We start from the raw sequence: 26,938 nt of genomic DNA, 5'->3' as shown, positions 1-26,938 counted from the left end.
AAAAAGAGGAGTCGTGAAATGTTAGGGAACTTATTTAAAAAACTAAAAGATGGTTTATCAAAAACTAAAGATAATTTTACAGATAGGGTTACAGATGTTTTAAATTTAGCAGTAAAAATAGATGATGAATTATATGAAGAATTAGAAGAAATACTTATAACCGCTGATATTGGAGTTGATACTTCTTTAGATATTATTGAAAGAGTAAAGCAAAAAGTTAAGGAAAAAAGAATAAAAGATCCTTTAGAAGTGAAAAATTGTTTAAGGGAAGTATTAGAAGAAATATTAGAAGGAGAACAAAGTGGGATTGCTCCTAAAACTACTCCATCAGTTTTATTAGTTATAGGTGTTAATGGAGCAGGAAAGACTACTTCGATAGGGAAAATGTCTTTTAAATTAAAAAATGATGGTTATAAAGTTATGATGGCTGCTGCTGATACATTTAGAGCAGCTGCTATAGAACAATTAGAAGTATGGAGTAATAGAGCAGGAGTTGATATTATTAGACATCAAGAAGGATCAGATCCGGGTGCTGTAGTATTTGATGCTATACAAGCTTCAAAAGCAAGAAAAGCGGATATATTAATTTGTGATACTGCTGGAAGACTTCATAACAAGAAAAATTTAATGAATGAATTAGAAAAAATAAATAGAATAATTGATAGAGAACATGATGAAGCAAAGAAACAAACGCTATTAGTTTTAGATGCGACTACTGGACAAAATGCTTTACAGCAAGCTAAACAATTTAGTGAAGTATGCCCAATTGATGGAATAATTTTAACTAAATTAGATGGAACTGCTAAAGGTGGAGTTATTATATCAATAAAACATCAATTAAATATACCAGTAAAGCTTATTGGTGTTGGTGAAGGCATAGATGATTTACAGGATTTTAATGCTAAAGATTTTGTTGAGGCGCTTTTTTAAAAAAAATTAAAAGGTGTTAAGGAAAAACACTTGACACCCTTTAGTTTTTTTGTTATTATCTTATATGTTGGTTGGTGATTGAATGGAAGAGCGAGTAAAAACATCAATGTTAATGGATTATTACAAAGCACTTTTAACAGAAAAACAAAAAAATGTTATGGAGCTTTATTTTAATCAAGATTTATCACTAGCAGAAATCTCAGAACTTACAAATACAAGTAGGCAAGCGGTATATGATATTATAAAGAGATGTAATAAGATGCTTGTTACCTATGAAGATAAGCTAAGTCTTATGGGAAAAAATAATCAGAAAAACAAACAAAAAGAATTAATTATAAAAAAAATAAATCAAATCCAAGAAAATACAAATGAAAATGAAATAATAGATGATTTACAAGAGGTAATAGATTATATAGTTGAATTTGTTTAGGAGGAATAAGATGGCATTTGAAGGACTAGCGTCCAAACTTCAAGATACTTTAAAAAAGTTAAGAGGTAAAGGTAAGCTATCTGAAAAAGACATTAAAGCAGCTATGAGAGAAGTTAAATTAGCTTTACTTGAAGCTGATGTTAACTATAAAATAGTAAGAGATTTTGTTAAAAGCGCAAGTGAAAAATGTCTTGGAAAAGAAGTAATGGAAAGTTTAACCCCAGGACAACAGGTTGTTAAGATAGTTAATGACGAGTTAAAAGAGTTAATGGGAAGCACTGAGAGTAAAATTGAATTTTCTAGTAATGGTATAACAGTTATTATGTTAGTTGGTCTTCAAGGTGCAGGTAAAACTACCCATTGTGGTAAATTAGCGCTTAACCTTAGAAAAAAGAATAAAAAACCTTTGTTGGTTGCTTGTGATATTTATAGACCTGCTGCAATAAAACAGCTTCAAGTTGTTGGAAAGCAGATTGATGTGCCTGTTTTTACTATGGGGGATAAAGTGAATCCTGTGGATATTGCAAAAGCTTCCATTGAACATGCGCAAAACAATGATTTAAATGTTGTAATAATAGATACAGCAGGAAGACTTCATATAGATGAAGTGTTAATGAATGAGTTGAAAGTTATTAAGGAAGACATACAACCAAATGAAATATTATTAGTTGTTGATTCTATGACTGGTCAAGATGCTGTTAATGTAGCAGAGAGCTTTAATAAAATGTTAGATATCACCGGTGTTGTTTTAACTAAGTTAGATGGTGATACAAGAGGAGGAGCTGCTTTATCTATAAGAGCAGTTACAGGAAAATCAATTAAGTATGTTGGCCTAGGAGAAAAAATGAATGATCTTGAGGTTTTTCATCCTGATAGAATGGCATCAAGGATATTAGGTATGGGTGATGTTTTATCACTTATAGAAAAAGCACAAGAAGCTATAGATGAGGAAAAAGCCAAAGAACTAGGAAACAAAATGATGAATTCGGAATTCAATTTAGAGGATTTCAAAGAATCTATGGCTCAATTAAAGAAAATGGGTCCTTTAACAAAGTTAGTTGAAATGATGCCAGGAGTAAATACTAAGCAACTTGAAGGTGTAGATTTAAGTCAAAGTGAAAAGGAAATGAAGAAAATAGGAGCTATTATTGATTCTATGACAATTAAGGAAAGAAGAGACCATACTTTGATAAGCAGTTCGCCTTCAAGAAAGAGAAGAATTGCAAAAGGATCAGGCACAACTGTTCAGCAAGTTAACAAATTATTAAAAGATTTTCAAATGATGAAAAAAATGATGAAACAAATGAAGGGCCAGCAAAAAAGAGGATCAAAGAAAGGTATGTTTGGAAAATTTCCATTCATGTAGATATTATTCACTTTAAAGGAGGTGAGACATAATGGCAGTTAAAATAAGATTAAGAAGAATGGGTGCTAAAAAAGCTCCTTTTTATAGAGTGGTTGTTGCTGATTCAAGATCCCCAAGAGATGGAAGATTTATTGAAGAAATAGGATATTATAATCCAGTTGCAGAACCTAAGACTATAAAAATAGATGAAGAAAAAGCAATCCAATGGATTAAAAATGGTGCACAACCTACAGATGTAGTTAAAAAGCTTTTTAACAAAACAGGAATAAGTGAAAAGCTTTCTAAGTAGTAACCAGGGGGTGTAGTAAATGAAAAATTTACTAGAAGTACTAGCTAAAGCATTAGTTGATGACCCAAGTATGGTTAGTGTAAATGAAATTATTGGTGAACAATCAATAATTCTTGAATTAAAAGTTGCCCCTGATGATATGGGTAAGGTAATTGGAAAGCAGGGAAGAATAGCTAAAGCTATCAGAACTGTTGTAAGAGCAGCAGCTGTAAAAGAAAATAAAAGAGTTGTTGTTGAAATAATATAATTAGATTACACATAAGTGTACATAAAAGAGTTAGGATTTCCTAACTCTTTTAGAATATTTAAAATTAAAACAAAGGAGTATAGCGTATGGAACAGTTTTTAACTGTAGGTAGAATAATAAATACTCATGGTATAAAAGGAGAAATTAAGGTAAAACCAATTAGTGATGACGTTAAAAGATTTAAAGAGTTAAAGGAAGCTTATATTAATGAAAAACTTGTTAATATTAAAGGATGTAAATTTCAACCTAATAAGGTTATTTTAAAAATAGAAGGCATAGATTCTATTGAAGAAGCTGTTAAGTTAAAGAACAAACCTATAAAAGTAAAAAGGGAAAATGCAGTACAGCTTCCTGAAGACTCTTATTATGAAGCTGATATTATAGGATGTGAAGTTTTTGAAGAAAATGGAAATGCAATAGGCAATGTAGATGAGATTATTTATACAGGAAGTAATGATGTTTACTGGGTTAAAGGTGAAAATGAAGTATTAATTCCAGCACTTAAGGATATTATACTTAAAATAGATATAAATAATAAAAAAATAATAATAAAATCTTTGGATGTATGGCAATGAAGATAGATATATTAACATTATTTCCGGAGATGTTTGAAATTTTCAAATGCAGTATAATGGGTAGAGCTATACAAAAAGATATTATTCAAATAAATACCCATAACATAAGAGATTACTCATTAAATAAACACAAAAAAGTTGATGACTATCCTTATGGTGGTGGTGCTGGAATGGTTATGACACCGCAACCTATAGTAAGTTGTATAAAAAGCATCCAAAAAGAAAACAAAGGCAAAGTTATTTTTTTAGGCCCTAGAGGTGTTACTTTAGATCAGGAGATATCAAAAAAACTTTCAAAAGAAAATGAACTTATATTTTTATGTGGACATTATGAGGGAATAGATGAAAGAATATATGAACATATAGATATGGAAATTTCATTAGGTGATTTTGTTTTAACTGGTGGTGAAATGGCCTGTATTCCAATTGTAGATAGTATTTGTAGATTAATACCTGGAGTGTTATCAAGTAGTGAAAGTTTCATGGAAGAATCGTTCTATGATGGGGTATTAGAATACCCTCAATATACACGTCCAGAGTGTTTTAAAGGAGAAAAAGTGCCTCAAGTATTACTTTCAGGGCACCATGAAAATATAAGAAAGTGGCGAAGAAAAAAGTCATTAATTTTAACAAAAGAAAGAAGAATAGATTTATTTAAAAAACTTAATTTGTCTAAAGAAGACAAAAAATTATTAAAAGATATAGAGTAATTTTACGAAATAACAAATATGTATTGAAAAAAATGTATTTATGTGTTATGATAAACATCGTGCTAGTACGGGTGTTCCTCTGCCTATGTTTGCGTAGGACATGAACATCAAGAAAAATATAAGGGAGGGAAAGCACATGCTAGATATAATAAGAGAAATTGAATCTCAACAAATTAAGAAAGATATAACTGAATTCAACGTAGGAGATACTGTTAGAATTGATGTTAGAATCAAAGAAGGAACTAAGGAAAGAATTCAAGCTTTTGAAGGAACAGTAATTAAAAGACAAAATGGTGGAATAAGAGAAACTTTTACTGTAAGAAGAGTTGCTTATGGATCAGGAGTTGAAAGAACTTTTCCTATAAATTCTCCAATGGTTGAAAACATAAAAGTAGTTAGAAGAGGTAAGGTAAGAAGAGCTAAATTATTATACTTAAGAGATAGAATAGGTAAATCTGCAAAAGTTAAAGAATTAATCAGATAGAAAAGTAGGGACTTGATAGTCCCTTTTTTTTATATAGAAGTATGAACACATATTTTTGTATAAAAACCTATATAAAGGAGGTTTGATTCAATATGGCTGCAATAAATTGGTTTCCAGGTCATATGGCTAAAACAAGAAGAGAAATACAAGAAAATCTTAAGTTTGTAGATGCAGTTATTGAGATTAGAGATGCTAGAATAGTAAAGTCTAGTAAAAATCCAGAGGTTGATGATATATGTAAAAAAAAGCCAAGAATAATTTTATTAAATAAAGGTGATCTTGCAGAAGATAAGGTTACTAAGGCTTGGATAGAAAAGTTGTCTAATGATTTAACAAAAGTAACAGCAGTCAATAGTCTTAATGGTAAAGGATTAAATAACATAAAAAATTTACTTAATGATCTTTTAAAAGAAAAACATGATAGATTAAAGGCCAAAGGTTTGATTAATATTATTACTAGAGTTATGGTAGTAGGAATTCCAAATGTAGGGAAGTCATCTTTTATAAATAGAATGTCAAAAAATAATAGAGCTAAGGTAGGAGATAAACCAGGTGTTACTAGAAGTAAACAATGGATTAAAACAAAAATAGGTATTGAACTAATGGATACACCAGGAGTACTTTGGCCTAAATTTGAAGATGAGGAAGTTGGGTTAAATTTAGCTTTTACAGGAGCTATTAAAGATGAAATAATGGATATTGAGACATTAGCATTTAGACTTATAGAAAGACTACAAAACGAGTATCCAGAGAGACTAATTGAAAGATATAAATTAGGTAATTTAAGTCAAGAGACGATTGAAAATATGGATAATATAGCTAGAAAAAGAGGAGCTGTTATATCTGGAGGTAATATTGATTATAACAGAGTATCTGTTATGTTATTAGACGAATTTAGAGGGGGTAAATTAGGGTCTATATCACTTGAAAGACCATAAACGATATGAAAGAAATTGATTTTACAAAAATGACATCAACAGAAGTGAAAAATTATGTTAAAGTACAATTAGAGAATCATGGTTGTGATTACAACTCACTTTTAAATTTAATAAATAAAGATGAAAGAAAAACTGTTCAAAAATTACATGAAACAGTAGAAAAATTCATACTAAAAAAAGATATGGAAATTAATAGAACAAAAAAAATGTATGGATTTGATAAGACATTTCAAGTACAATCTTATATTGCAGGAACAGATGAGGTTGGAAGAGGACCTTTAGCTGGTCCTATAGTTGCTGCTGCTGTAATTTTAGATTTAAATTATAAGACAAATGAAGACTTGATTTTAAAAATTAATGATTCAAAAAAACTAACACTAAAAACAAGGGAAGAACTAAATAAGATAATAAAACATAATGCTATAAGCTATTGTATAGTAGAAATCGATAATAACGAAATTGATAGTAAAGGTATAGCTTGGTGTAATAACGAAGTGTTAAAGAAAGCATGTGAAGGGTTAAAGGTAGAACCAGAATTAGTTTTATCAGATGGATATGCTATAAAAAAATGCAAGTATGATAATAAGTTTGTTATAAAAGGTGATTGTAAAAGTGCAAGTATAGCATGTGCATCTATTATAGCAAAAGTATATAGAGATAACTTAATGAAGGAATATGCTAAAACTTACCCTCAATATGCTTTTGATAAAAATGTAGGATATGGAACCAAAGAACATATTGATGCTATAAAAAAATATGGACCTACACCTATACATAGAATGACCTTTCTAAAGAATATATTAACAATGTTTTAACCAAAAAAACAGCTATTTATTAGCTGCTTTTTTGGTTAAAAAGCATTTTTAATAAAATTTATAGAATAATTATTGTTATTATGATTAAGGAACACCTCGATAACATCAAATCTAAAATTATAATTATTAAATAACTTGTTTTTCATTATATAAAGTTGAGCTGCTTTACGTATTTTTATAATTTTTTTAGTAGTAACCGCTTCGCATGGATATCCGTAGGAAGAAGAATATCTACTTTTTACTTCTACAAAACTTATGTAGTTAGTTTTTAAATCTATAGCTATTAAATCAATTTCGGCTATTTTACATGTAAAATTTCTATCGATAATTTTATATCCTAAACTTTTTAGATGATTTTCGGCTAAATTTTCGCCGTATGAACCAATAGATACATTAAAAATTTTCATTAGATACCTCCTCAAATTTTCAGTTGTTAAAATTAATATAATTTTAAGTATTGCCTAAAATATATTTTATAATCTGTATTTTATTTTACATAAAAATAATTATGTAAAATAAACATAAATGTAAACTTAAATTTTAATTTAAACATTATGTAACAAAAAGTTAAAAAATAAAACTTAAAATTGTGAGTTGGAATAAAATGTTAAATACTTAAAAGTAGGGGATTAGAGTAATGCAGGAAGTAATATAAATAAAAAGTACTAAACTATATTAGCACTTTTAGTATTAAAAATTAATATGCTGCTTGTTCATTTTGTAAATTTATTTATTTGGATTTTTTCACTCAATGAATCAATATAGTCCTTGCCTTCTTTTAATCCAACTCCAGTATCAAGTCTATATCTTTTTATTGCTTTAATTTCTTTTCCGTCTATAATTAGTTTTGTTAATTCAATATTCATATTTTGTAATTCTGTATCAGACAATCTAATTTCATTAGATTTATTAATAGCTTTATAATTAGTTATACTTAAAATAAAATATGCTACTGCTAACGATAGATATAGAATTGCCATATGATTCTTTTTTTCAATTAAACTCATTATACCTGTAAATGAAAAACAAATGGCTGCTATCAACAATAGTTTCCATGCTTTTGATTTCAATATTAAATCCTCACTTTAAAGTTCAATAATTTTACAGTATTTTACAATTATATCATAGACTACTTTTATATATTATATCAGTTGAGTTAGAAAAAGAGATAGGGGATAGACAAATGAAAAAGAGAGGTATTTCTACCATTCTTAATAACATGTATATTTACTTTTCAAATAATAAATTTGTAAATCCAAAATACTGCTACTCTGATTTTGATACCTATCTCTCGATAAGTGGGTGTTCTCACAAATGATTTACTGTCCTTGTCATTCACTTATAAAAGCAGATGGGATTATATTTGCATCGCCAGTATATGCATGTCAAATAACAGGAGCTTTTAAAAGAGTGATAGAGAGATTTTCTTATTTATTTCATATTTTATGTAATTCAACATAGAATATTTAAGTAGAAGGGGGGATTTTATGGGATATCAAATTAGATTTATTAATTCAATTAAAAGTGGAGCTATTGCTTCAATGAAAAAACATGGAGTTTTAGCAAGCATTACAATTGCACAAGCTATTTTGGAGTCGTCATGGGGTAGAAGTGGATTAAGTACTAAAGCTAAAAATCTATTTGGCATAAAAGCTTTTAGTTCAAAAATTTATGTAATAATGCCTACTACAGAATGGAGCAGAGGTAAGAAAATTAGGATAAATGCTAAGTTTAGAAAATATAACAGTTATGCAGAAAGCATAGAGGATCATGCCTTATTCTTAGTCAAAAATAGAAGATATAAGAGGCATGGGTTTTTCAATACACAGAATTATAGAGGACAAGCAGAAGCTTTACAACGTGCAGGATATGCTACAGACCCTAACTATTCTAAACAGATTATTGCTATAGTAAAAAGATATAAGTTGTACAAATATGATGTTATAGAAGAAAAAGGATATCAGAAGCTTTGGACAAAAGCTTTTCAAAAGTTTTTCAATAAAATATCTCAAAGTAGAGATGTATTATTAATAAATGGGGTTTATGGAGTAAAAGCCAAACAAAAATATTTGCTATTAGGTAAATTATTAGAAGGTAAATATCATGGAATAACTAAAGAAAAACAAAAATATTGGAATACTAATTTTCAAAAATGGTTCAATATAATATCAAATACTAGAAAACCACTTAAAGTAGATGGAATTTATGGAAGAAAAACTAAAGAAAAATATGAACTTTTAGAAAAATTAATGAAAGGCGAATATTAATGATCAAAATCAAATTTGAATATGCATTTCCTATTTTAGTAGTAGCTATATTAGCTGCTGCTTTATTTACTTTCAGACAAGATAAAGATATAGTTAATAAGGTGATTTGTAACTATTGCTAGATATAGTTCAACATACTGAAATAGGTGAATATTTAGTTATTTATAAGGCATTATATGGAATTTAGAGAAGATATGTTAGTAATGTATGAGGAATTCGAAATAGTATATAAGTAGCTGGTAATTTTCTTAAATAACGATATAAAAAGCTAATATTTAAAAAACAGTTAAGACATAACAGCAACATAAAGCGAAATAAATTATACAGAAAAGGAGAACTTATGGCAGAAACATTATTAATAATACTGGGTATTGAGAGAAAAGCAAATATAGTTTTAAAACCTATTTTGAAGGATAGATATCTTTCAAAATAAAAAATATTTAAAAGTCAGGAAGTAATATTACTCCCTGACAAAAGATTAGTGAACGTATGGAGACTTTAACATTATTTTAGGTCTAACCTTAAATAATTATTGTTACAATCTATATCCATTGCTAATCACCTCTCTGGTTATATTATGTGTAGTGTAGAAGTTAATATACTGGTAAATAAAAGAATAGTTAAGAAACCTAAAATTTTGTTTGGCATAAATCAACTTGATTACTAAACAGAAATATTTCTTTTCATATTAAAAATTTCAGGTATTTTGTAAAAGAATATGAACAGAAACATGGTTAGGATTGTCTAAAATGCTATACTATGATGTTATCATACGGTATAGCCATGGCACATGGCAGACTATAATACTGAGAGTCAAAAATGGGAAGATAAAAAATCCATATGGTCATACTCCAAGTGTCATTATTGTTTAATAGTACCTAGTAATTTTGAAATAAAGCCTTCAGCTACTACAGAATTTTATATACCATAAGGGTTTTAGCGGTCCAAATCAAACTAATAATTTGATTTATATGCTGTAAATATTAGAGTTATAGTGCATTACTAGATTACATAAAATTAATTATGTAAAGTAATAAAAAAGTAAACTCAAATTACACAATAAAAAAATTTTAACTATATCAAATATATAAAATCAATAAAAAAAGAGATGAAAAATAAAATTTCAGGAGAAATTTCTCTTGCACATAATGAAGTGCTTTTTTTAATAGATATGTTTTGTGTGTATAATAACCTTTTTAACTAGGCTTTTAATTATTTTTCGCTTATCTTCAAAAGTTAATTTGTTTTGTAGTTTGATTCTAAAACTTTTTTATATTATCCATAGCTAACTCCGTGATAAGTCATACCACATTCACCACATTTAATTAATCCTCTTAACAGATAATTTTTTTAAGCATTTTTTGTAGCATCAAGTTGATTATTTTTAAGAGTTTGTTGAGCTCTATTCCAAGTATCCTCATCAATTATAGCTGGAACTTGTCGTTCTATAAGCTCACGTTGCTTTTTAGAGCGCTTTCCATATATATGTATACCCATATAAGTTTTATTCTTTATCATTCTTCCTATGTTATTAGGTCGCCATATATTAGCTGTATTACCTCTATGATCTTTACTATAATGAGTTGGTATTCTAATTGCATTTAAATAATCAGCAAGTTTTATAGTGCTATAGCCTTTATTGGCTACCATATCAAAAATTAGTCTTACAATATCACATTCACTCATATTATTTTTAGGCATTTTTTTATCATTTATTTGTAAATGTTTATTTTCATCAACATAATATCCATAAGGAATTATTCCTCTAACATATGTATACTGTTTAAAGTTATTCTTGCTGATCTTCCTAATCTATCTAATTTATAAATTAGAAGAGTATCAAATTTCTTTTCTTTGGCATCCTCAATTAGTTGCTTTCCTGAAGTTCTTTGCTCCAAAGGAATAGTACCATTAATACCATCATCCTTATACAATTTTAAAAGCTCTAGTTGGTGTAAATCACAGTATTTATATGCGAACTCTATTTGATTTTCTATTGTACCTCTTTCAGCTTAATCTTCGGAACTTACTCTTATATATTTAAATACTTGTTGGGTTTGCTCTGTTCACAGATATGATTTTATTGGAAAATAACTTATCCATTTATTATTACTACCTTTTTACCAAATACGAACATAAGTTCAATAATTAGTACAATCCTAATAGGTAAATTTTTAAATATATAAAAAAATATTTTTAAGATTTTACATAGAAAAAAGCTATGAGTATAATAGTTATTTAATAAAATTCTGAGAAAGAGGTAATGGGAGACTAATTTATTTTAAATAAGTACTATATGGTAATTTTAATTGAAAAATGAAAAGTGCTAACGTTAAGTTAGCACTTTTAGTATTGTATCTAATCATAATCTTTTTGTAAAATAATATATTATTTTTGTATCAATATAATAATATTAAAATCCGCGTAAAAGTGGTTCTTCTATATCAAGTTCTTGAAATAGCCTCGATATAACTGCCTCATAATCGCATAATCTAACTGTCTTTCTTATTTTCTTAGCATATTTATCACTCTCTGCAAACAAGTGTATCATATAAAACCAAAATTCTTTCATTTTAAATAATACATTTCTATCTCCAGAAAGGATTTTCTGATATCCTGCATAAACTGTATCGTGAAATGCCTTCATTACCTTCTTATCTATGATATGATTATTCTTAATTTCTCCGATTAATGCTGGATTTGCAATAAGGCCTCGGCCTAGCATTACTGCACCTAAACTTGGATACATTTCTGCCAATTTCCTATAGTCCGACCCATTAAAAATGTCACCATTATAGCAAACAGGATTTTTACTTAATGCTAATGCATCTTTAAATACCTCCATATTCGGCTTGTTCTTGTAAAAATCTGTTTGTATTCTTGGATGAATGATAATCTCCTCCAGAGGATACTTGTTAAAGATTTCAATCAGCTCATAAAATTCATCTGGGGAATCCTTTCCAATTCTTATCTTTATGGAAATCTTCGTTGATGACTTTGAAAATATATCCTCTAAAAATTCATTCAGCTGTTCTCTTTGTGCAAGAAATCCTGAACCTTTATGTTTCGCAACGACTGTACCAGATGGACAGCCCAAGTTTAAATTGATCTCATTATAACCAAACTTAGTTAACTCGTTCACCGTACGAATGAAATGCTCAGCATTATTTGTAAGTATTTGAGGAACCACAGACAGTCCTTGATTGTGTTCGGGTAATATATCATTTAATTCTCTTGAAGTAAAGCCCTTATTACTCGTTGGTGAGATAAAGGGTGTAAAATATTTGTCAATTTGTCCAAAAAAAGTTTGATATGCATTTCTATATATATATCCAGTAATACCTTCTAACGGTGCAAAATAGTATTTCATATTATAAGACTCCTCATCATAAGTAATTTCACATCTATTGTATCCAATAAATATGTTTTTGTATAGTCATCTAATTTTCTCTTAATCAATTGCATATAATACTTATACTCTAAATTAAAAATAACAATATCAACATTTTTAAGATGCATATTTAAAATGTATAAAGGTACATATGTAAAAAGTGCTAATTTAGATTAGCACTTTTAGTGTTAAGATATAATATTGTACTATTATGTATTCTGTTTCTTTTAATATTGGCTTTTTATATCGTCATTTAAGAATGTTACGATCAGACATTTATTATATTTTTTTAATATAAACAATTCTAAATATAAAACAAACTAAAGAAATATTTGTTGCTGAAATAAATATAATATCTGATATTGATGTTAAAAGATTTTCAAATTTATTACTTTTAATTCTCCATTTCTTTTTTCATAAATTCTTCATGCTTTTTTACGTTAGATTTCTTGGTTTTACATCGAATTTTGCATCGAAATTAATTGGAAGATGTTCTTTGTCAATTATCTTTTCATAGTCTATATCACTGAAATGATTACAAAGAGTAATTTCCACATAAATTAATCTGTTATTTTCTTTATCAGCCAAAGCATAAATATAACCACTATAACTGTCAGCATAAACTGCACTTACTGGATAATTAAATCCTGTTGCACCATATATAAGATAATCTCTAGAGGAATTTAACTTTGACAATCTCTCTGTTTCTTCAATAAAGTCTTCATCATTGCAATTATATACAAGATATGATACAAAATTTGGGTCAAATGGATTATAGTAATAATAACAAAAATCTTCAATTTCTGCTGAATCTGGGATACTTTTGGGGAATATATCATTGCTATGCCCACCCTGATTTCCAAAATATTTACTATAATTCGATATATCAGTAGTTTTATCACTTATTGTCCACATTTTACATAAACTACAAATTAACACAGTTAGTATAATCCCCAAAATTACTAATATCTTTTTCATTTATTCCACTTCCTTTGAATTCTAAAATTGATTTTAATTTCATAATATTCTACAATTTAGTCTTAACACATTATATCTTCTTTACTACACATTTTCTTTAAAGTGTGTAGCTATAAATGCTTGTACAATTATACAAAATAATACTCAAAAAATCTAAACAATTATTGGAAATGTAAATCATTATAGGTATAGTATAGGAAATAACTTATTATAAAACCTAAGATTTTAAAAAGAAAGATGGAAAAGGAAAAATAAAAAAGTGCCTAATTAGCACTTTGGAGGTTCTATAGCAATAGTATTTATTCTATCAAGTAATTTCATGAAAAGTATACTTTATATCTGTAATTGTATATAGGTTTGTATTTATCCCTTCAGTGTTGGCTCTTCCACCAGAAACTCTATTTATTGGGGGACTTTTCATTTTAGATATTTCATAAGCATTTTTTTCTTCTTTATTATTTATTCGTGCTCTATATAAGCTACTTCCAGTATTATAGGTATCTCTATGTAAATTAATGACGGTTTTTAAGTCTTTTGAAAATTGTTCATCCATAAAGAATCTATTTTCATATTTTATACTATTATTAAAATTTTTCAATAATGCGCGTGCATCTTCTTTATTTTTCATAATATCACCTTCGCATAGGACTTTAAGTATAAAAATACTTTTGATTTATTTGTAAATCTTAGAATGTAATCTTGTTATTTTTAACACTGAAAATATTTTAGTTAAATAATCTTTAATTTGTTTTAAATTCTGTATTTATGTTGTAACTCTACTAATTTAGTATTTATTTTTAAAATATTATTCTTACATTTTTGCATAGAATATTTATCATAAAAGAAAATATTTGTTACTATGTATATATAAATTCATAATATATAGTGTAATAGTCTGTACTAAAGTTGAAATTATCATAAAGTGTACTAATTGTATAATCATTCATTGTTTAAATATGATTATAGGTGAAAATTTATTTGGTGTGGATGGTAATTTTACAGGGGATGCTATAGCAACTGCAAGTAATATATTGAGTGGCAAGACGGCATATATTAAAGTTGCAGAATTAAAAGTTTATGTAACTGGTGGTGTTAGAGCATTTTTGATTTAAGACCTAATCTTAATAGAAGGGCTTATGGACAAATACGAGTAAATGAGACTCCAGTTGGCGAGGATGGTTTTTGTAATGCATATAAAATCTTTACAAGTGCAATAGATATTTCAGTTAAGAAAAATGATTTAGTTCAACTATATATAAAAAGCGATACTCAATATTCAATTATTGGGGGAGGTACTCTAAGACTAGGTATAGATACATCTTCAATGGGTTCAGTTATTAAATAATATATACAAGAGGTGATTAAATATGAAATATAAGTTTGAATATCAAACAGAAGGAGAAAAAGAAAATATTATATTAACTAATACAGATAAAATTTTAATTGAACATTAGAATATTACAGAAGGTAAATTTTTCATATTTACAGATATTGAACCACTTGAAAATCAGCTTAAAAATTTAAGAAATACAGTAGATTTATTATTATTAAAGCAGGAATAAATTGTTAAATGATAAATGAAACTTATTTTAAAAAGCTTTTAAGACTTATAAAAGATAATATTATTACAATAGATGATATTAAAAACGAAATAATATAAGATTTGGGGGGGTAACTATAAACAATAATTTAAAGGTTTATATATTAAGCTCAAAGAATAAGGAATTTAATGAACTAACATATGAACCTAATACCCTTAGTTATTCTTTAACAGAGTCCAAAAGTATAAAAGGTGACGATATATTAACTAAATTTAAAAATATTTATAAATTTTATACTGGAACCCCAGAATCTATGCTGGAAATACAAGCTAAGCTAAATGACTTTGTTGCTGATAATGATGATGGAGTAAATAAAATTAAAAGTTGGTTTTGCCTGAAAAATATTCAAGGCAATTATATATCAAGTAAAGGGCATTTATAATTCTAAAAAACATAATATTTTTTAATACTTGGACCTTTTAAAGGTTCTTTTTTCATTATTAGTAATGACGCAATAGGTAGCTATTGTGAAGCAAGAGCACTTAAAAATTTAAGTGTATTTTTTATGTCCCTTTTTAAAAAAACTGAAAAATAAATGTGAAAAACTTGCAAAAACTAAACCATATTTTGTAAGTTATATAAAAATTACCGAGGGGTTATAAAACAACATGCAAGATTAGAAAGAGTTATATTTCATTTAGTGATATGCAACATTGATGAATGAGAAATTTTATTTAAAAAAGAACTTGCTTAATGTAGGTTCTTTTTTATTACGACTTTGGAGGTGTAGCATGAATAGTGAAACGATGGAAATAAAAATAACAGAGCATGAGGAAACGTTAAAAGATCATGATAAAAGACTTGATAGAGTTGAACAGGATAGTAGAGAATTTAGAGTGGAAAACAAGAATCTATGTGATAATATCAAAGGATTAACAAATGTTATGAAATGGTTCATTGGAATATGGGTAACAAGTTTACTTGGATTCTTTTTTTATGTAGTACAAAATAATATTTTAAAATAAAAGGAGAAAAAATTTATGAGTAGACAAACAGAATTTATAAATAAAATAGTACCAAGAGCTATTGTTTCAATGAAAAAACATGGTGTATTAGCTTCAATTACAATTGCACAAGCTGTTTTGAAGTCAGGCTGGGGAAGAAGTTCTTTAGCTTCAAAATACCATAATCTCTTTGGGATAAAAGCCATAGGCAATTGGCAAGGAAAAGCTGTAAACATGAAAACAGGAGAATACCGAAATGGTAGTCATGTCACAGAAAAATATTTTTTTTAGTACAAAAGATTACAAAGGACAAACACGAGCACTTAAAGTTGCAGAGTATGCTACAGATCCTAATTACTCAAAGCAGCTTATTAATTTGATAGAAAGATACAAGTTATATCAATATGACAAAGAAAATAAACAGAAGAGAACATATTCAATTAATTACTGTTTGGAATGGCAGAAATTCTATAATAAAGCAACTGAAACAGTAGCATCACTTATGGAAGATAGATTTATGGCAGTAATACAGAAAAATCAATAAAAATCTTAGTATCATATATAAAGCAAGGTAAGAAATATAAATATTGTATAGAGTTGCAAAAATGGTATAACAAAGTAACACAAACAGCTAAACCTGTTTTAGAAGATGGATTGTACGGTTCAGAAACAGAAAAATCACTACAAATTCTATGGAAACTAGTTGAGGGGGAATATTAGTATGGAATTTATAAAGAATCTGTTACAAATTAAAAAGATTATAGCTTTAGTTCTAACCGGAGTGTTTTCATATTTAAGTATAAAAGGTAATATAGAATCTAAAGATTTTATGACAGTATTTCTTATGATTATTTCATTTTATTTTGGTCAATCTACTGCAAGACAAGCAGCGAAAGATAAATAATTTTACCCTGGGCTTAGGCTCAGGGCTTTTTCTTTTACCCAAAATCAAAAATTATATGTTGATTTACTTATACTGTAAATATTGTATAATAGTAAATAGCTAATTTAAGAAGAAAATTTATATTTAAAAATTATTAAAGAGGAGTGTACCAAATGATAAATACTAAAAATTTTAGTTTAATTGTATCTAATCCTAAATTAATAGGTGAATTGTGTGAACTACTAGGAGGAGACATGCCTAATTGGGAAATGTCAACTGCGGGTGGAAAAGTTTTTTGGAATAATTTAATTGAATGTAATGGTTGGAGATTACAACAAAATAAATTAACAGGTCATTGTAGAATTTTAGATCCTAACGATTATAGAAAAGCGTGGGGAAGCGAAAGTGTAATGAGAAATGCAATAAATAGAATTTTGCAAATGCAGCAATCAAAAGAAACAAGCTATAATAATTCTAGTATTAATGAGAACAAAGAAGAGTTACTGAAAACGTTAGAAAAGTTAGGAGAACTAAGAGATAAAGGAATTTTATCACAAGAAGAGTTTAATGAAAAGAAAGTTAAAATTTTATCTCAAATATAACGTCAAAATAAAAAAAATAATATAAAACAGCAAAAACCCAGGTGTAACAACATAGGTTTTTGTTTAGTTAATTCTTGGCAATAAATATGTGATAACTATCTTAATTTATTGCCACATATTTATATTTTATACGATTTTAAAAATTAATAAGTAACTTATTATTAATGTAATTACCATATACATATCTAAAATAACAGTATTCAAGAAGATTATAAATTAGATCTACAAAGGATATTTTTAACCTTTTATGACTAGACTTATCCCAAGTAACTGTAAGTGTGCGTTTACTACTTTGTATGCTCACGTTTACACTTCCAGTATATAAATTGTTTTTGAAATTCCTAAGGACATTAAAAGAACTGAAAGTAAGATTGATATGCTAAATTTATATGTTAAAGAAATTGAAATGAAACTAAATCAAATTGAAGAAAAATTAGATAAAAAGTAACGAACTAATTAAACGGAGCCTCAGGCTCCGTTTTTTATTATAATTATTTTAAATATAATAGAAATATTATTCAATAAACTGGATATACTTATTAAAAACTATTATGAAAGGAAAAGTATAGTGAATTTTTACTACCTGTTCATTATACAAGGTGATAATGTGGTTATAAAGATAAATTCAGCTACATTTATGGGTATTAATGGAACGTTTATTAATGTTGAAATAGATATATCAAATGGTCTTCCAGCATTTAATATTGTAGGGTTAGCAGATATTTCAGTTAAAGAATCTAAAGAAAGAGTAAGAGCTGCTATAATAAATTCTGGTTTTGAATTTCCTATTAAAAGAATTACTGTTAATTTAGCACCAGCGGACTTAAAAAAAGAAGGTTCTTTATTTGATTTACCTATAGCGGTAGGTATACTTGTAGCTACTAAACAAATAAATATTAGTGATGTTAATAAATTTTTATTTATAGGGGAACTGTCATTGTTAGGAGAATTAAAAAAAGTGAAAGGAGCATTACCTATTGTTGTTGAAGGAATTAAGAATAATATTACAGAATTTATTGTTCCTATGGATAATGTAGAAGAATGTACTATTGTAAAGACAGCTAAAGTGTATCCTTTTCAGAAATTAAAACAAGTAGTACAATTTTTAAAATACAGAGATTTATTACCTAATAATAAAATAAGTAATAATAAAGTAAATTCTAATAATAAAATTTATGATTTTTCAGATATAGTTGGTCAAGAAAGTTGCAAACGAGGAATAGAGGTAGCAGCTGCAGGAGGTCATAATATAATATTATTTGGTCCTCCTGGATGTGGTAAAACCATGATAGCAAAAAGAATTCCCACAATTTTGCCTCAGTTAAGCTATGAAGAGGCATTAGAAGTAACTAAGATATATAGTGTTTCTGGTAATTTAGATAAGGTAAATGGTTTAATTAAAGAAAGACCATTTAGAAATCCTCATCATACATGTTCTAAAATATCATTAGTTGGTGGTGGTAATAAACTTATGCCAGGAGAAATTTCTCTTGCGCATAATGGCGTACTTTTTTTAGATGAAATTCTTGAATTCAATAAAAAAGTTTTAGAGGTTTTAAGGCAGCCGTTGGAAGATAGAATTATAAAAATTTCCAGAGCAAATGGAAGAGTAAAATATCCAGCGAATTTTATGCTAGTTGCAGCTATGAATCCTTGTCCGTGTGGATACTATGGAAGTAATATTAAGGAATGTGTATGTAGTGAATATGAAAGAAGTAGATATATAAACAAATTATCAGGTCCACTTTTGGATCGTATAGATATATTTGTATGTGTAAATGCTTTATCATATAAAGAATTGAGAAACCCAGTTAAAAATAAAAGTTCAGAGAATATAAGAAAAACAGTAGAAGCGGCTAGAAATATTCAAAAAGAAAGGTTTTCAAAAGAAAATATTTATTGTAATGCTCAAATGAATCAAAGAATGGTTAAAAAATATTGTTCAGTAGATTCTGGAACAAATAGGATTTTAGAGAAAATATATAATAAATTCAAGTTAAGTGTTAGAGTATATAGCAGAATATTAAAAGTAGCTAGGAGTATAGCTGATTTAGACGAAAGAGAAAAAATAGAACAGCAGGATGTAATTGAAGCATTTCAATATAGAAAATTTGTATCAGAAAAATTTATATAGAGATTGTTCTGATAAACAATGTCATTTAATCAAAAAAGTTAAATTTAAAAGTGCAAAATAAATTAACAATTACTGGATAAATGAAAAGTTTCTACATTATAAATAATTTATCAAATAAATAGGAGGACATAATAATGAATGATTATGAACTTTGGTTTGCTAATGCTAATTTATCTTATATGGTAAAACTAAAATTATTAAATAAATTTAAATCTGTAGAAAAAATATGGTATTATAGTATACAAAATAAAAAAGATAATATTTTTAATACTAAAATGATTAGTGCTTTAGAAAAAGCTTGGGATAAAAACAAAATTAATTTTATAAAAGAAAAATTAGTTAATGAAGATATAAAAACTGTAGTTATAACAGATAAATTATATCCTGAACGACTAAAAGTATATGAAGATTCTCCATATATGCTATTTTATAAAGGGGATATAAAAAAGATAAACTATGAGCATAATGTTGCAGTTGTTGGGGCTAGAGAATGCACTAATTATGGAGCAAATGTTACTAATCTCATTTGCCAGCATTTATGTAAAAATAATATCAATATAATAAGCGGATTGGCAAGAGGAATAGATACTTTAGCACATTCCAAATGTATAAATATGAATTCGTATACTTGTGCAGTTTTGGGTTCCGGTATAGATGTAGTTTATCCTAAACAAAATTTAAATTTATACCATGATATATCTAAAAATGGATGTATAATTTCACAGTTTATGCCTGGAATTAAACCTTTTTCATACAACTTTCCTATAAGAAACAGAATAATAAGTGCTCTTAGTGATTTGGTTATTGTCATAGAAGGAAATGAAAAAAGTGGTTCATTGATAACTGCAAGTTCAGCATTAGATCAAGGGAAAGATGTTATTGCAGTACCAGGAAATGTTTTTTCACAACAAAGTAAAGGCACTAATAAATTAATAAAAGATGGAGCATATGTTTTTACTGAGATTAAAGACATATATGATATTTTAAATATACAAGATATAAAACAACCACATATTATATCTTCTAAAATGAGCTGTATTGAAAAAGAGGTTTATGAAAACATTGGTAATACTCCGGTGCATATTGATCAAATTATCAATTTAACTCAAATTGATATAAGAAAATTATATGAAGTATTATTTGATCTTAAATTAAAAGAACAAGTAATTTGCTTAAGTGGGAATTATTATGTAAGAAATAATAATAAAATTTAAAGTTAAGTTTAAATTTTAAAATATTGTATTTTTTGATATTCTTTTACAATGTAAATTTAATAGTACTCTTTCTTTTAAATATTCCCAAGTATTAATTTTAGATAAATTATTTGCATAAATAAATTATTAAATGATACAAATATAATAATTGTTTAATATAGTTTATTAATATACATATATTAAATTTTAATATTGACTAAGATTGACATAAAACTATCAAATGAGGTATTATTTGAATTGCAACTATAATTAGTTAAATTATTAATATTATATAATATGTAGTAAAAATAAAATGAATTTAAATTGAATAAATATGACTAACTGAAATAAACTAGAATTAATGGAGGGGATAATATGGGTCAAAAGCTAGTTATAGTAGAGTCTCCAGCTAAAGCAAAAACTATTGGTAAATATTTAGGAAAAAATTATGTAGTTAAAGCATCTATGGGACACGTTAGAGATTTGCCTAAAAGCCAATTAGGTGTTGATATAGAGAATGATTATAATCCTAAGTATATAACTATAAGAGGTAAAGGAGAACTACTAAGTAGTTTAAGAAAAGAAGCTAAAAAAAGCGATAAGATATTCCTTGCAACCGATCCTGATAGAGAAGGAGAAGCTATTTCTTGGCATTTAACTAAAGCTTTAAAAATAGCAGAAAATGAAAAATGTAGAATTGAGTTTAACGAAATAACTAAAAGTGCAGTAAAGGCTGCTATAAAACAGCCAAGACAAATAAATATAGATTTAGTTAATGCTCAACAAGCAAGAAGGGTTTTAGATAGGTTGGTTGGTTACAAAATAAGTCCAATTTTATGGCAAAAAGTAAAATGGGGACTTAGTGCTGGTAGAGTACAATCAGTAGCACTAAAAATGGTATGTGATAAAGAAGATGAAATTAATAAATTTCAATCTGAAGAATATTGGACAATCGAATGTGAATTAAAGAAAAATAAAAATGATAAACCATTTTTAGTAAAATTGACATCAAAAGATAATAAGAAAATAAAAATTAATAATGAAAATGAAAGTAATATTATTGTTGAAGAATTAAATAAAAACAAATATATTGTAAAGGAAATAAAGAAATCTACAAAAATTAAAAATCCATTACCACCTTTTACAACAAGTACATTTCAACAAGATTCTTATAAAAAATTAAATTATTCAACAAAAAAATCTATGTCTATTGCTCAACAGTTATATGAAGGGATAGACATCAAGGGTGTTGGCACGGTAGGTTTAATAACTTACATGAGAACGGATTCAGTTAGAATATCAAAAGAAGCACAAGATAATGCTAAAAAATATATTGAAGAAAGTTTTGGTGAAAAATATTTGCCAAAACAAACTAGAAATTTTAAGGGCAAGAAAAATATACAGGATGCACATGAAGCAATTAGACCAACTTATATAGAATTATCACCTGAAAAAATTAAAGCTAGTTTAAAAACTAATCAATTTAAAATTTATAGCTTGATTTGGAAAAGGTTTGTAGCAAGTCAAATGGCTGAATGCATGATGAATTCGCTATCTATAAGTATTAAAAATGGATTATATGCATTAAGGACAACTAGTTCTAATGTTGAATTTGATGGCTTTATGAAAATATATAAATATGAAGAAGAAGAAGATAAAAATAATAAATTTCCACAATTAACAAAAGATGAAGAACTATTTAAAGATAAAATTAATAGTAAACAGCATTTCACACAACCACCGTCAAGATTTTCAGAAGCATCACTTGTAAAAACTTTAGAAGAAAATGGCATAGGAAGACCTAGCACATATGCACCTATTATTTCGACGCTTTTAGATAGAAAATATGCTGAAAGAAACAACAAAACCTTATTCCCAACAGAGCTAGGATTTATTGTAAATAACATTGTTAGCGAATATTTTAAACAAATTGTAGATATCGAATTTACAGCTGAAATGGAGAATAAGTTGGACAATGTTGAAGCTGGAAAGGAAAATTGGAAAAACATAGTTGATAAATTTTTCTCTCCTCTAAAAGAATGTATAGAAATAGCCGAAAAAGAAGTTGCAAAAGTAACAATAGAAGATAAAGTAACAGATGTTAAGTGTGAGAAATGCGGAAAGAATATGGTTATAAAACATGGAAGGTTTGGTGATTTCCTTGCTTGTCCAGGCTATCCTGAATGCAAAAACACAAAACCAATTATAGAAGAAATAGATACTCCTTGTCCAACATGTGGTGGTACAATTGTGTTGAGAAAGAGTAAAAAAGGTAGAAAGTTTTATGGATGTAGCAATTACCCTGAATGCAAATTTGTTAGTTGGTTTGAACCTGTTGACAAAAAATGTCCTAAATGTGGAGAAATTATGGTGAAAAAACATAGTAAAGCAAAAGGCGACTATATTGAATGTTCAAATAAAGAATGTAAATATAAAATAGAAGAATAAATGAATTGTGTTTAATCTTAGTTTATAGAATTAGTAGTCATTTAAGCTCTTCAACTAATTTTAACAAAAAAACTTATATATACTTAATATATGTAAATAATATATAAAACTGTGTCGAATTTATATCAAATACTGTTGAAATGTACTAAGTACTGTGTTATCATAAGTAAGTGGAAAGAATAATTCTAAATATTTGAAAAAGTATAAAAATTCTAACTTTTATACTTAGAATAGAAAATGGTATTTAAAAAGGAGAGAAATAAATGGCTTCACAATTATTAAATAAAATACGAAGACTTAATAAACTTTTACAAAAATCAGGAGCTGAACCAGTTGTATTTGATGAAATATGTAGTACACTTAGTGATGTATTAGAATGTAATGTTTATATAATAAGTAGAAAAGCAAAAATATTAGGTCATAGCTTTTTTAATGGTGTAGAATGTGAAAGTGTAAAACAAAAAGTAATAAAAGATAAGAAGTTTCCTGAATATTTTAATAACAAATTATTAAGTATTGATGAAACAATTGCGAATTTAGATAATGAAGGGAAATCTTCTTTTGATGAATCTAAGCCAGCAGAATTAGAAGGAAAATTATCAACTATTATACCTATAGTTGGCAATAGAGAAAGATTAGGAACTTTATTTATTACAAGATTTGACTTAAAATTTACTGAAGAAGATTTAGTGTTAGGAGAATATAGTGCTACAATTGTGGGGTTAGAAATTCTAAGATCTGAAAATGATGTGATAGAAGAAGAAGCAAGAAAGAAAGCTGTTGTACAACTAGCTATAGGCACATTATCATATTCAGAATTAGAAGCTGTAGAGCATGTTTTTAATGAATTAGATGGAAATGAAGGATTGCTAGTAGCATCTAAAATTGCAGATAAAGTTGGTATTACAAGATCAGTTATAGTTAATGCTTTAAGAAAATTTGAAAGTGCCGGAGTAATAGAGTCTAGATCTTTAGGAATGAAGGGTACTCACATAAAAATCTTAAACAATAAGTTATTAGATGAATTAAAAAAAATAAAATAGGTTATTATAAAAAAGAGTAGAATTTTTAAATTCTATTCTTTTTATTGTTGAATATGTACAATTCCTATGATATACTACTTAAGGAAGAAAACGCACATTGCCTAATTTATGAAACGGTGCCTTTGAATTCAAAGGTTTTTCATAACGCGAAGGTAATGGAGGAAAAAACCAAAATTCTAGGAGGTATTACTAATGTCAGTTATTTCAATGAAACAATTATTAGAAGCTGGTGTTCATTTTGGACATCAAACAAGAAGATGGAATCCTAAAATGGCTCCATACATATTTACAGAAAGAAACGGTATTTATATTATCGATTTACAAAAAACAGTAAGAAAAGTTGAAGAAGCTTATGAATTTGTTAAAAGTGTAGTTACAGAAGGAAAAGAAGTTTTATTTGTAGGTACTAAAAAACAAGCTCAAGAAGCTATTCAAGAAGAAAGTTTAAGAGCAGGAATGCACTTTGTTAATCAAAGATGGTTAGGTGGAATGCTTACAAACTTCAAAACTATAAAAGCTAGAATTAAGAGATTAGAAGATCTTGAAAAAATGGAAGAAGATGGAACTTTTGAAGTTCTTCCTAAAAAAGAAGTTATAAAATTAAGAAATCAAAAAGAAAAATTAGAAAAGAATTTAGGCGGAATCAAAAACATGTCTGCTGCTAATATAGGTGCAATGTTTGTTGTAGATCCAAGAAAAGAAAAAAATGCTATATCTGAAGCTAAAAATCTTGGAATCCCAGTAGTTGCAATTGTTGATACAAACTGTGACCCAGATGAAATTGATTATGTAATACCAGGAAATGATGATGCTATTAGAGCTGTAAAATTATTAACTTCTAAAGTTGCTGATGCAATAATAGAAGGAAATCAAGGTGAACAGTTAGCAGAATAATTTTTTAAAAAACAACTTACGGGAGGTATACATATGGTTACTGCAAAAATGGTTAAAGAACTAAGAGAACTAACTGGTGCAGGTATGATGGACTGTAAAAAAGCTTTAACACAAACTGATGGTGATGTTGAAAAAGCTATAGAATTTTTAAGAGAAAAGGGATTAGCTGCTGCTGCTAAAAAATCTGGAAGAATTGCTGCAGAAGGTTTAGTATCAACTTATATAAGTGATGATAATAAAACAGCAGTTATATTAGAAGTAAACTGTGAAACAGATTTTGTTGCTGTAAATGAATCTTTTGTTAACTTTACTAATAGTGTAGCAAAACAAATAGCAACTTCTAATGTTTCAACTGTAGAAGAATTATTAGAAGAAAAGTTCATTGAAGATGCTAGTGTAACTGTTAAAGAAGTTTTAACTGCTTTAATAGCAAAAATTGGTGAGAATATGAACATCAGAAGATTTGAAAAATTAAACATTGAAAATGGTAGCATAAACAGTTATATTCATGGCGGTGGAAAAATAGGTGTACTAGTAGCACTTAGTTGTGAAAAAGAAAATGAAGTTTTGAAACCACTTGCTAAAGATATATCAATGCAAGTAGCTGCTGCAAACCCATTATTCTTAGATGAAAATAGTGTTGATCATGATGCTATTAACAAAGAAAGAGAAATATATAGAGTGCAAGCTTTAAATGAAGGAAAACCTGAAAAAATCGTTGAAAAAATGGTTGAAGGAAGAGTTAAAAAATATTTAAAAGAAGTTTGCTTAGTTGATCAAATATGGGTTAAAAATTCAGATTATACTATAACTCAATTACTTCAAGAAAAATCTAAGGAAGTTGGAGCTGAAATAGCTATTGCTAAATTCGTTAGATTTGAAAGAGGCGAAGGAATAGAGAAAAGAGAAGAAAACTTTGCTGAAGAAGTTCAAAGACAAATGGGACAAAAATAATGAATAAATAAAAGTTAATAAAGAGAACACATGGTGTTCTCTTTTTTTAGGAATAAAAGCATAAAATATATGTAATTTTTGGGATTTGGAGGTATAATAATATTATGAGTTTATCAAAATATAAAAGAATTATGCTCAAACTGTCAGGTGAAGCTCTAAGTGGTGAAAATAACTTTGGTATAAACTTTGATGTTGCTAAAAGAATTGCAGAAGAAATAAAAGAAATTGTTGATATGGGTATAGAAGTAGGTGCTGTTGTAGGTGGTGGAAATATCTGGCGTGGAAGAAATGGTAAAGAAATGGACAGAACTACTGCTGATTATATGGGCATGATGGCTACATGTATAAATGCACTTGCATTACAAGATTCTTTAGAAAGTATTGGTGTTGATACTAGAGTACAAACTGCAATCGAAATGAGAGAAATTGCTGAACCATTTATTAGAAGAAAAGCAATGAGACATCTTGAGAAAAAAAGAGTAGTAATATTTGCAGCTGGAACAGGTAATCCGTACTTTTCAACTGATACAACAGCAGCTTTAAGAGCAGCAGAAATTGAAGCAGATGCAATTCTTCTAGCTAAAAAAGTTGATGGAGTTTATGATAAAGATCCTAATAAATATACTGATGCAAAAAAATTCAATTTACTTACGTATATTGAAGTACTTGAAAAGGGTTTACAAGTGATGGATTCTACTGCAACATCATTATGCATGGACAATGATATTCCTATTATAGTTTTTGGACTTGATAAACCTAATAATATAAAAAGAGTAGTTATGGGAGAAAAAATTGGTACAGTAGTATCAAAATAAAAGGAGG

At 27.5% G+C, this 26,938-nt stretch carries 34 protein-coding genes; 26 read left to right on the top strand and 8 right to left on the bottom strand.

Translation table 11 applies throughout. The features are described 5' to 3' along the window. The first annotated feature begins 18 nt into the window (after positions 1 to 18). The 10 genes from ftsY (at position 19) to OW763_RS06340 (ending at position 6,784) form a co-directional block, all read left to right on the top strand. Positions 19 to 930, top strand: a complete 912-nt coding sequence (ftsY, locus tag OW763_RS06385; RefSeq protein WP_268040246.1) for a signal recognition particle-docking protein FtsY — start codon at positions 19 to 21, stop codon at positions 928 to 930. An 82-nt stretch (positions 931 to 1,012) separates the two neighbouring features. Beyond that, positions 1,013 to 1,360, top strand: coding sequence for a putative DNA-binding protein (locus OW763_RS06380; protein WP_268040245.1), 348 nt, complete (start codon positions 1,013 to 1,015; stop codon positions 1,358 to 1,360). A 10-nt stretch (positions 1,361 to 1,370) separates the two neighbouring features. Beyond that, complete coding sequence (gene ffh / locus OW763_RS06375) at positions 1,371 to 2,726, top strand: signal recognition particle protein (protein WP_268040244.1); 1,356 nt, start codon at positions 1,371 to 1,373, stop codon at positions 2,724 to 2,726. A gap of 31 nt (positions 2,727 to 2,757) precedes the next feature. Beyond that, positions 2,758 to 3,015: a 30S ribosomal protein S16 gene (gene rpsP / locus OW763_RS06370; protein WP_268040243.1), complete on the top strand. Its 258-nt coding sequence runs from the start codon at positions 2,758 to 2,760 to the stop codon at positions 3,013 to 3,015. A gap of 19 nt (positions 3,016 to 3,034) precedes the next feature. After that, entirely contained in the window at positions 3,035 to 3,262 is a 228-nt protein-coding gene (locus OW763_RS06365) for a KH domain-containing protein (RefSeq protein ID WP_268040242.1), read from the top strand. Between the two features lie 86 nt (positions 3,263 to 3,348). Continuing rightward, positions 3,349 to 3,837 (top strand): ribosome maturation factor RimM, encoded by a 489-nt coding sequence (gene rimM / locus OW763_RS06360; protein WP_268040241.1) that lies wholly within the window; start codon positions 3,349 to 3,351, stop codon positions 3,835 to 3,837. After that, positions 3,828 to 4,547: a tRNA (guanosine(37)-N1)-methyltransferase TrmD gene (gene trmD / locus OW763_RS06355; protein WP_268040240.1), complete on the top strand. Its 720-nt coding sequence runs from the start codon at positions 3,828 to 3,830 to the stop codon at positions 4,545 to 4,547. The genes rimM and trmD overlap by 10 nt, the downstream gene beginning before the upstream one ends. Positions 4,548 to 4,683: 136 nt before the next feature. Next, positions 4,684 to 5,031: a 50S ribosomal protein L19 gene (gene rplS, locus OW763_RS06350; protein WP_268040239.1), complete on the top strand. Its 348-nt coding sequence runs from the start codon at positions 4,684 to 4,686 to the stop codon at positions 5,029 to 5,031. Between the two features lie 92 nt (positions 5,032 to 5,123). Further along, positions 5,124 to 5,969, top strand: coding sequence for a ribosome biogenesis GTPase YlqF (gene ylqF, locus OW763_RS06345; protein WP_268040238.1), 846 nt, complete (start codon positions 5,124 to 5,126; stop codon positions 5,967 to 5,969). Between the two features lie 5 nt (positions 5,970 to 5,974). Beyond that, entirely contained in the window at positions 5,975 to 6,784 is an 810-nt protein-coding gene (locus tag OW763_RS06340) for a ribonuclease HII (RefSeq protein WP_268040237.1), read from the top strand. Positions 6,785 to 6,819: 35 nt separating this feature from the next. Here OW763_RS06340 and OW763_RS06335 read toward each other — a convergent pair whose 3' ends face one another. Both OW763_RS06335 and OW763_RS06330 read right to left on the bottom strand, forming a co-directional pair. After that, positions 6,820 to 7,191, bottom strand: a complete 372-nt coding sequence (locus OW763_RS06335) for a YraN family protein (protein WP_268040236.1) — start codon at positions 7,189 to 7,191, stop codon at positions 6,820 to 6,822. A gap of 306 nt (positions 7,192 to 7,497) precedes the next feature. Continuing rightward, positions 7,498 to 7,854 carry a DNA-binding protein gene (locus tag OW763_RS06330; RefSeq protein WP_272507320.1) on the bottom strand — a complete coding sequence of 119 codons (357 nt, stop codon included), beginning with the start codon at positions 7,852 to 7,854 and terminating at the stop codon, positions 7,498 to 7,500. A gap of 244 nt (positions 7,855 to 8,098) precedes the next feature. Here OW763_RS06330 and OW763_RS06325 point away from each other — a divergent pair, with 244 nt between their 5' ends. From OW763_RS06325 to OW763_RS06315, 3 genes are read left to right on the top strand one after another with little or no spacing between them, the layout of a single operon-like run. Continuing rightward, positions 8,099 to 8,245, top strand: coding sequence for an NAD(P)H-dependent oxidoreductase (locus OW763_RS06325; RefSeq protein ID WP_268040235.1), 147 nt, complete (start codon positions 8,099 to 8,101; stop codon positions 8,243 to 8,245). Between the two features lie 26 nt (positions 8,246 to 8,271). Beyond that, on the top strand, positions 8,272 to 9,051 hold the full coding sequence (locus tag OW763_RS06320; protein ID WP_268040234.1) for a glycoside hydrolase family 73 protein: 780 nt from the start codon (positions 8,272 to 8,274) through the stop codon (positions 9,049 to 9,051). Further along, positions 9,051 to 9,173 carry a hypothetical protein gene (locus OW763_RS06315; RefSeq protein ID WP_268040233.1) on the top strand — a complete coding sequence of 41 codons (123 nt, stop codon included), beginning with the start codon at positions 9,051 to 9,053 and terminating at the stop codon, positions 9,171 to 9,173. The genes OW763_RS06320 and OW763_RS06315 overlap by 1 nt, the downstream gene beginning before the upstream one ends. A gap of 1,153 nt (positions 9,174 to 10,326) precedes the next feature. Here the strand turns inward: OW763_RS06315 and OW763_RS16995 are convergent. From OW763_RS16995 to OW763_RS06290, 6 genes are all read right to left on the bottom strand, one after another. Next, positions 10,327 to 10,377 (bottom strand): hypothetical protein, encoded by a 51-nt coding sequence (locus OW763_RS16995; protein WP_336296885.1) that lies wholly within the window; start codon positions 10,375 to 10,377, stop codon positions 10,327 to 10,329. A gap of 24 nt (positions 10,378 to 10,401) precedes the next feature. After that, complete coding sequence (locus tag OW763_RS06310; RefSeq protein WP_268040232.1) at positions 10,402 to 10,752, bottom strand: recombinase family protein; 351 nt, start codon at positions 10,750 to 10,752, stop codon at positions 10,402 to 10,404. A 56-nt stretch (positions 10,753 to 10,808) separates the two neighbouring features. After that, positions 10,809 to 11,036 carry a recombinase family protein gene (locus tag OW763_RS06305; protein ID WP_268040642.1) on the bottom strand — a complete coding sequence of 76 codons (228 nt, stop codon included), beginning with the start codon at positions 11,034 to 11,036 and terminating at the stop codon, positions 10,809 to 10,811. 428 nt (positions 11,037 to 11,464) lie between these two features. After that, positions 11,465 to 12,421 carry a tRNA dihydrouridine synthase gene (locus OW763_RS06300; RefSeq protein ID WP_268040231.1) on the bottom strand — a complete coding sequence of 319 codons (957 nt, stop codon included), beginning with the start codon at positions 12,419 to 12,421 and terminating at the stop codon, positions 11,465 to 11,467. 456 nt (positions 12,422 to 12,877) lie between these two features. Continuing rightward, a complete protein-coding gene (locus OW763_RS06295; RefSeq protein ID WP_268040230.1) occupies positions 12,878 to 13,420 on the bottom strand; it encodes a hypothetical protein in 543 nt (180 codons plus the stop codon). A gap of 307 nt (positions 13,421 to 13,727) precedes the next feature. Further along, the gene (locus OW763_RS06290; RefSeq protein WP_268040229.1) at positions 13,728 to 14,048 is read right to left on the bottom strand and encodes a hypothetical protein; all 321 of its coding nucleotides are present in this window, start codon (positions 14,046 to 14,048) and stop codon (positions 13,728 to 13,730) included. A gap of 355 nt (positions 14,049 to 14,403) precedes the next feature. On the opposite strand from OW763_RS06290, the gene OW763_RS06285 reads away from it, so the two are divergent. The 13 genes from OW763_RS06285 to pyrH all read left to right on the top strand — a co-directional run bounded on the left by OW763_RS06285 (position 14,404) and on the right by pyrH (position 26,931). After that, a complete protein-coding gene (locus tag OW763_RS06285) occupies positions 14,404 to 14,532 on the top strand; it encodes a hypothetical protein (RefSeq protein WP_268040228.1) in 129 nt (42 codons plus the stop codon). Positions 14,533 to 15,752: 1,220 nt separating this feature from the next. Beyond that, the gene (locus OW763_RS06280; protein WP_268040227.1) at positions 15,753 to 15,986 is read left to right on the top strand and encodes a hemolysin XhlA family protein; all 234 of its coding nucleotides are present in this window, start codon (positions 15,753 to 15,755) and stop codon (positions 15,984 to 15,986) included. Positions 15,987 to 16,001: 15 nt separating this feature from the next. After that, entirely contained in the window at positions 16,002 to 16,256 is a 255-nt protein-coding gene (locus OW763_RS06275) for a glycoside hydrolase family 73 protein (RefSeq protein WP_268040226.1), read from the top strand. Next, positions 16,222 to 16,509 carry a glucosaminidase domain-containing protein gene (locus OW763_RS06270; RefSeq protein ID WP_268040225.1) on the top strand — a complete coding sequence of 96 codons (288 nt, stop codon included), beginning with the start codon at positions 16,222 to 16,224 and terminating at the stop codon, positions 16,507 to 16,509. Before OW763_RS06275 ends, OW763_RS06270 begins: the two co-directional genes overlap by 35 nt. Before the next feature lie 177 nt (positions 16,510 to 16,686). Then, entirely contained in the window at positions 16,687 to 16,869 is a 183-nt protein-coding gene (locus OW763_RS06265; protein WP_268040224.1) for a hypothetical protein, read from the top strand. A gap of 152 nt (positions 16,870 to 17,021) precedes the next feature. After that, a complete protein-coding gene (locus tag OW763_RS06260; RefSeq protein ID WP_268040223.1) occupies positions 17,022 to 17,450 on the top strand; it encodes an SHOCT domain-containing protein in 429 nt (142 codons plus the stop codon). Between the two features lie 607 nt (positions 17,451 to 18,057). Then, a complete protein-coding gene (locus OW763_RS06255) occupies positions 18,058 to 19,584 on the top strand; it encodes a YifB family Mg chelatase-like AAA ATPase (RefSeq protein ID WP_268040222.1) in 1,527 nt (508 codons plus the stop codon). Between the two features lie 134 nt (positions 19,585 to 19,718). Beyond that, positions 19,719 to 20,798, top strand: a complete 1,080-nt coding sequence (dprA, locus tag OW763_RS06250; RefSeq protein WP_268040221.1) for a DNA-processing protein DprA — start codon at positions 19,719 to 19,721, stop codon at positions 20,796 to 20,798. Between the two features lie 354 nt (positions 20,799 to 21,152). Then, complete coding sequence (gene topA / locus OW763_RS06245) at positions 21,153 to 23,225, top strand: type I DNA topoisomerase (protein WP_268040220.1); 2,073 nt, start codon at positions 21,153 to 21,155, stop codon at positions 23,223 to 23,225. A 263-nt stretch (positions 23,226 to 23,488) separates the two neighbouring features. Further along, complete coding sequence (codY, locus tag OW763_RS06240) at positions 23,489 to 24,268, top strand: GTP-sensing pleiotropic transcriptional regulator CodY (protein WP_268040219.1); 780 nt, start codon at positions 23,489 to 23,491, stop codon at positions 24,266 to 24,268. Positions 24,269 to 24,460: 192 nt separating this feature from the next. Next, positions 24,461 to 25,162: a 30S ribosomal protein S2 gene (rpsB, locus tag OW763_RS06235; RefSeq protein ID WP_268040218.1), complete on the top strand. Its 702-nt coding sequence runs from the start codon at positions 24,461 to 24,463 to the stop codon at positions 25,160 to 25,162. A 33-nt stretch (positions 25,163 to 25,195) separates the two neighbouring features. Continuing rightward, on the top strand, positions 25,196 to 26,116 hold the full coding sequence (tsf, locus tag OW763_RS06230) for a translation elongation factor Ts (protein WP_268040217.1): 921 nt from the start codon (positions 25,196 to 25,198) through the stop codon (positions 26,114 to 26,116). Between the two features lie 104 nt (positions 26,117 to 26,220). Further along, complete coding sequence (gene pyrH / locus OW763_RS06225) at positions 26,221 to 26,931, top strand: UMP kinase (RefSeq protein WP_268040216.1); 711 nt, start codon at positions 26,221 to 26,223, stop codon at positions 26,929 to 26,931. Positions 26,932 to 26,938: the final 7 nt, after the last annotated feature.

It is taken from the genome of Clostridium aestuarii (assembly GCF_026735135.1).
Lineage (GTDB): Bacteria > Bacillota > Clostridia > Clostridiales > Clostridiaceae > Clostridium_H > Clostridium_H aestuarii.
Note: the sequence above shows the minus strand (reverse complement) of the source record. Positions and strands in the feature narration are given on the sequence as shown.

Excerpts from the sequence above, each read along its gene's own strand:
- codY (WP_268040219.1), top strand. The coding sequence starts at position 23,489 with ATGGCTTCACAATTATTAAATAAAATACGAAGACTTAATAAACTTTTA.
- OW763_RS06265 (WP_268040224.1), top strand. The coding sequence starts at position 16,687 with ATGGAATTTATAAAGAATCTGTTACAAATTAAAAAGATTATAGCTTTA.
- trmD (WP_268040240.1), top strand. The coding sequence starts at position 3,828 with ATGGCAATGAAGATAGATATATTAACATTATTTCCGGAGATGTTTGAA.
- rpsP (WP_268040243.1), top strand. The coding sequence starts at position 2,758 with ATGGCAGTTAAAATAAGATTAAGAAGAATGGGTGCTAAAAAAGCTCCT.
- rimM (WP_268040241.1), top strand. The coding sequence starts at position 3,349 with ATGGAACAGTTTTTAACTGTAGGTAGAATAATAAATACTCATGGTATA.
- pyrH (WP_268040216.1), top strand. The coding sequence starts at position 26,221 with ATGAGTTTATCAAAATATAAAAGAATTATGCTCAAACTGTCAGGTGAA.
- OW763_RS06380 (WP_268040245.1), top strand. The coding sequence starts at position 1,013 with ATGGAAGAGCGAGTAAAAACATCAATGTTAATGGATTATTACAAAGCA.
- ffh (WP_268040244.1), top strand. The coding sequence starts at position 1,371 with ATGGCATTTGAAGGACTAGCGTCCAAACTTCAAGATACTTTAAAAAAG.
- OW763_RS06270 (WP_268040225.1), top strand. The coding sequence starts at position 16,222 with ATGGTAGTCATGTCACAGAAAAATATTTTTTTTAGTACAAAAGATTAC.
- ftsY (WP_268040246.1), top strand. The coding sequence starts at position 19 with ATGTTAGGGAACTTATTTAAAAAACTAAAAGATGGTTTATCAAAAACT.
- OW763_RS06325 (WP_268040235.1), top strand. The coding sequence starts at position 8,099 with ATGATTTACTGTCCTTGTCATTCACTTATAAAAGCAGATGGGATTATA.
- OW763_RS06335 (WP_268040236.1), bottom strand. The coding sequence starts at position 7,191 with ATGAAAATTTTTAATGTATCTATTGGTTCATACGGCGAAAATTTAGCC.
- rpsB (WP_268040218.1), top strand. The coding sequence starts at position 24,461 with ATGTCAGTTATTTCAATGAAACAATTATTAGAAGCTGGTGTTCATTTT.
- OW763_RS06340 (WP_268040237.1), top strand. The coding sequence starts at position 5,975 with ATGAAAGAAATTGATTTTACAAAAATGACATCAACAGAAGTGAAAAAT.
- OW763_RS06300 (WP_268040231.1), bottom strand. The coding sequence starts at position 12,421 with ATGAAATACTATTTTGCACCGTTAGAAGGTATTACTGGATATATATAT.
- OW763_RS06295 (WP_268040230.1), bottom strand. The coding sequence starts at position 13,420 with ATGAAAAAGATATTAGTAATTTTGGGGATTATACTAACTGTGTTAATT.
- OW763_RS06320 (WP_268040234.1), top strand. The coding sequence starts at position 8,272 with ATGGGATATCAAATTAGATTTATTAATTCAATTAAAAGTGGAGCTATT.
- OW763_RS06310 (WP_268040232.1), bottom strand. The coding sequence starts at position 10,752 with ATGCCTAAAAATAATATGAGTGAATGTGATATTGTAAGACTAATTTTT.
- OW763_RS06365 (WP_268040242.1), top strand. The coding sequence starts at position 3,035 with ATGAAAAATTTACTAGAAGTACTAGCTAAAGCATTAGTTGATGACCCA.
- OW763_RS06275 (WP_268040226.1), top strand. The coding sequence starts at position 16,002 with ATGAGTAGACAAACAGAATTTATAAATAAAATAGTACCAAGAGCTATT.
- OW763_RS06315 (WP_268040233.1), top strand. The coding sequence starts at position 9,051 with ATGATCAAAATCAAATTTGAATATGCATTTCCTATTTTAGTAGTAGCT.
- dprA (WP_268040221.1), top strand. The coding sequence starts at position 19,719 with ATGAATGATTATGAACTTTGGTTTGCTAATGCTAATTTATCTTATATG.
- ylqF (WP_268040238.1), top strand. The coding sequence starts at position 5,124 with ATGGCTGCAATAAATTGGTTTCCAGGTCATATGGCTAAAACAAGAAGA.
- OW763_RS06260 (WP_268040223.1), top strand. The coding sequence starts at position 17,022 with ATGATAAATACTAAAAATTTTAGTTTAATTGTATCTAATCCTAAATTA.
- rplS (WP_268040239.1), top strand. The coding sequence starts at position 4,684 with ATGCTAGATATAATAAGAGAAATTGAATCTCAACAAATTAAGAAAGAT.
- tsf (WP_268040217.1), top strand. The coding sequence starts at position 25,196 with ATGGTTACTGCAAAAATGGTTAAAGAACTAAGAGAACTAACTGGTGCA.
- OW763_RS06280 (WP_268040227.1), top strand. The coding sequence starts at position 15,753 with ATGAATAGTGAAACGATGGAAATAAAAATAACAGAGCATGAGGAAACG.
- OW763_RS06290 (WP_268040229.1), bottom strand. The coding sequence starts at position 14,048 with ATGAAAAATAAAGAAGATGCACGCGCATTATTGAAAAATTTTAATAAT.
- topA (WP_268040220.1), top strand. The coding sequence starts at position 21,153 with ATGGGTCAAAAGCTAGTTATAGTAGAGTCTCCAGCTAAAGCAAAAACT.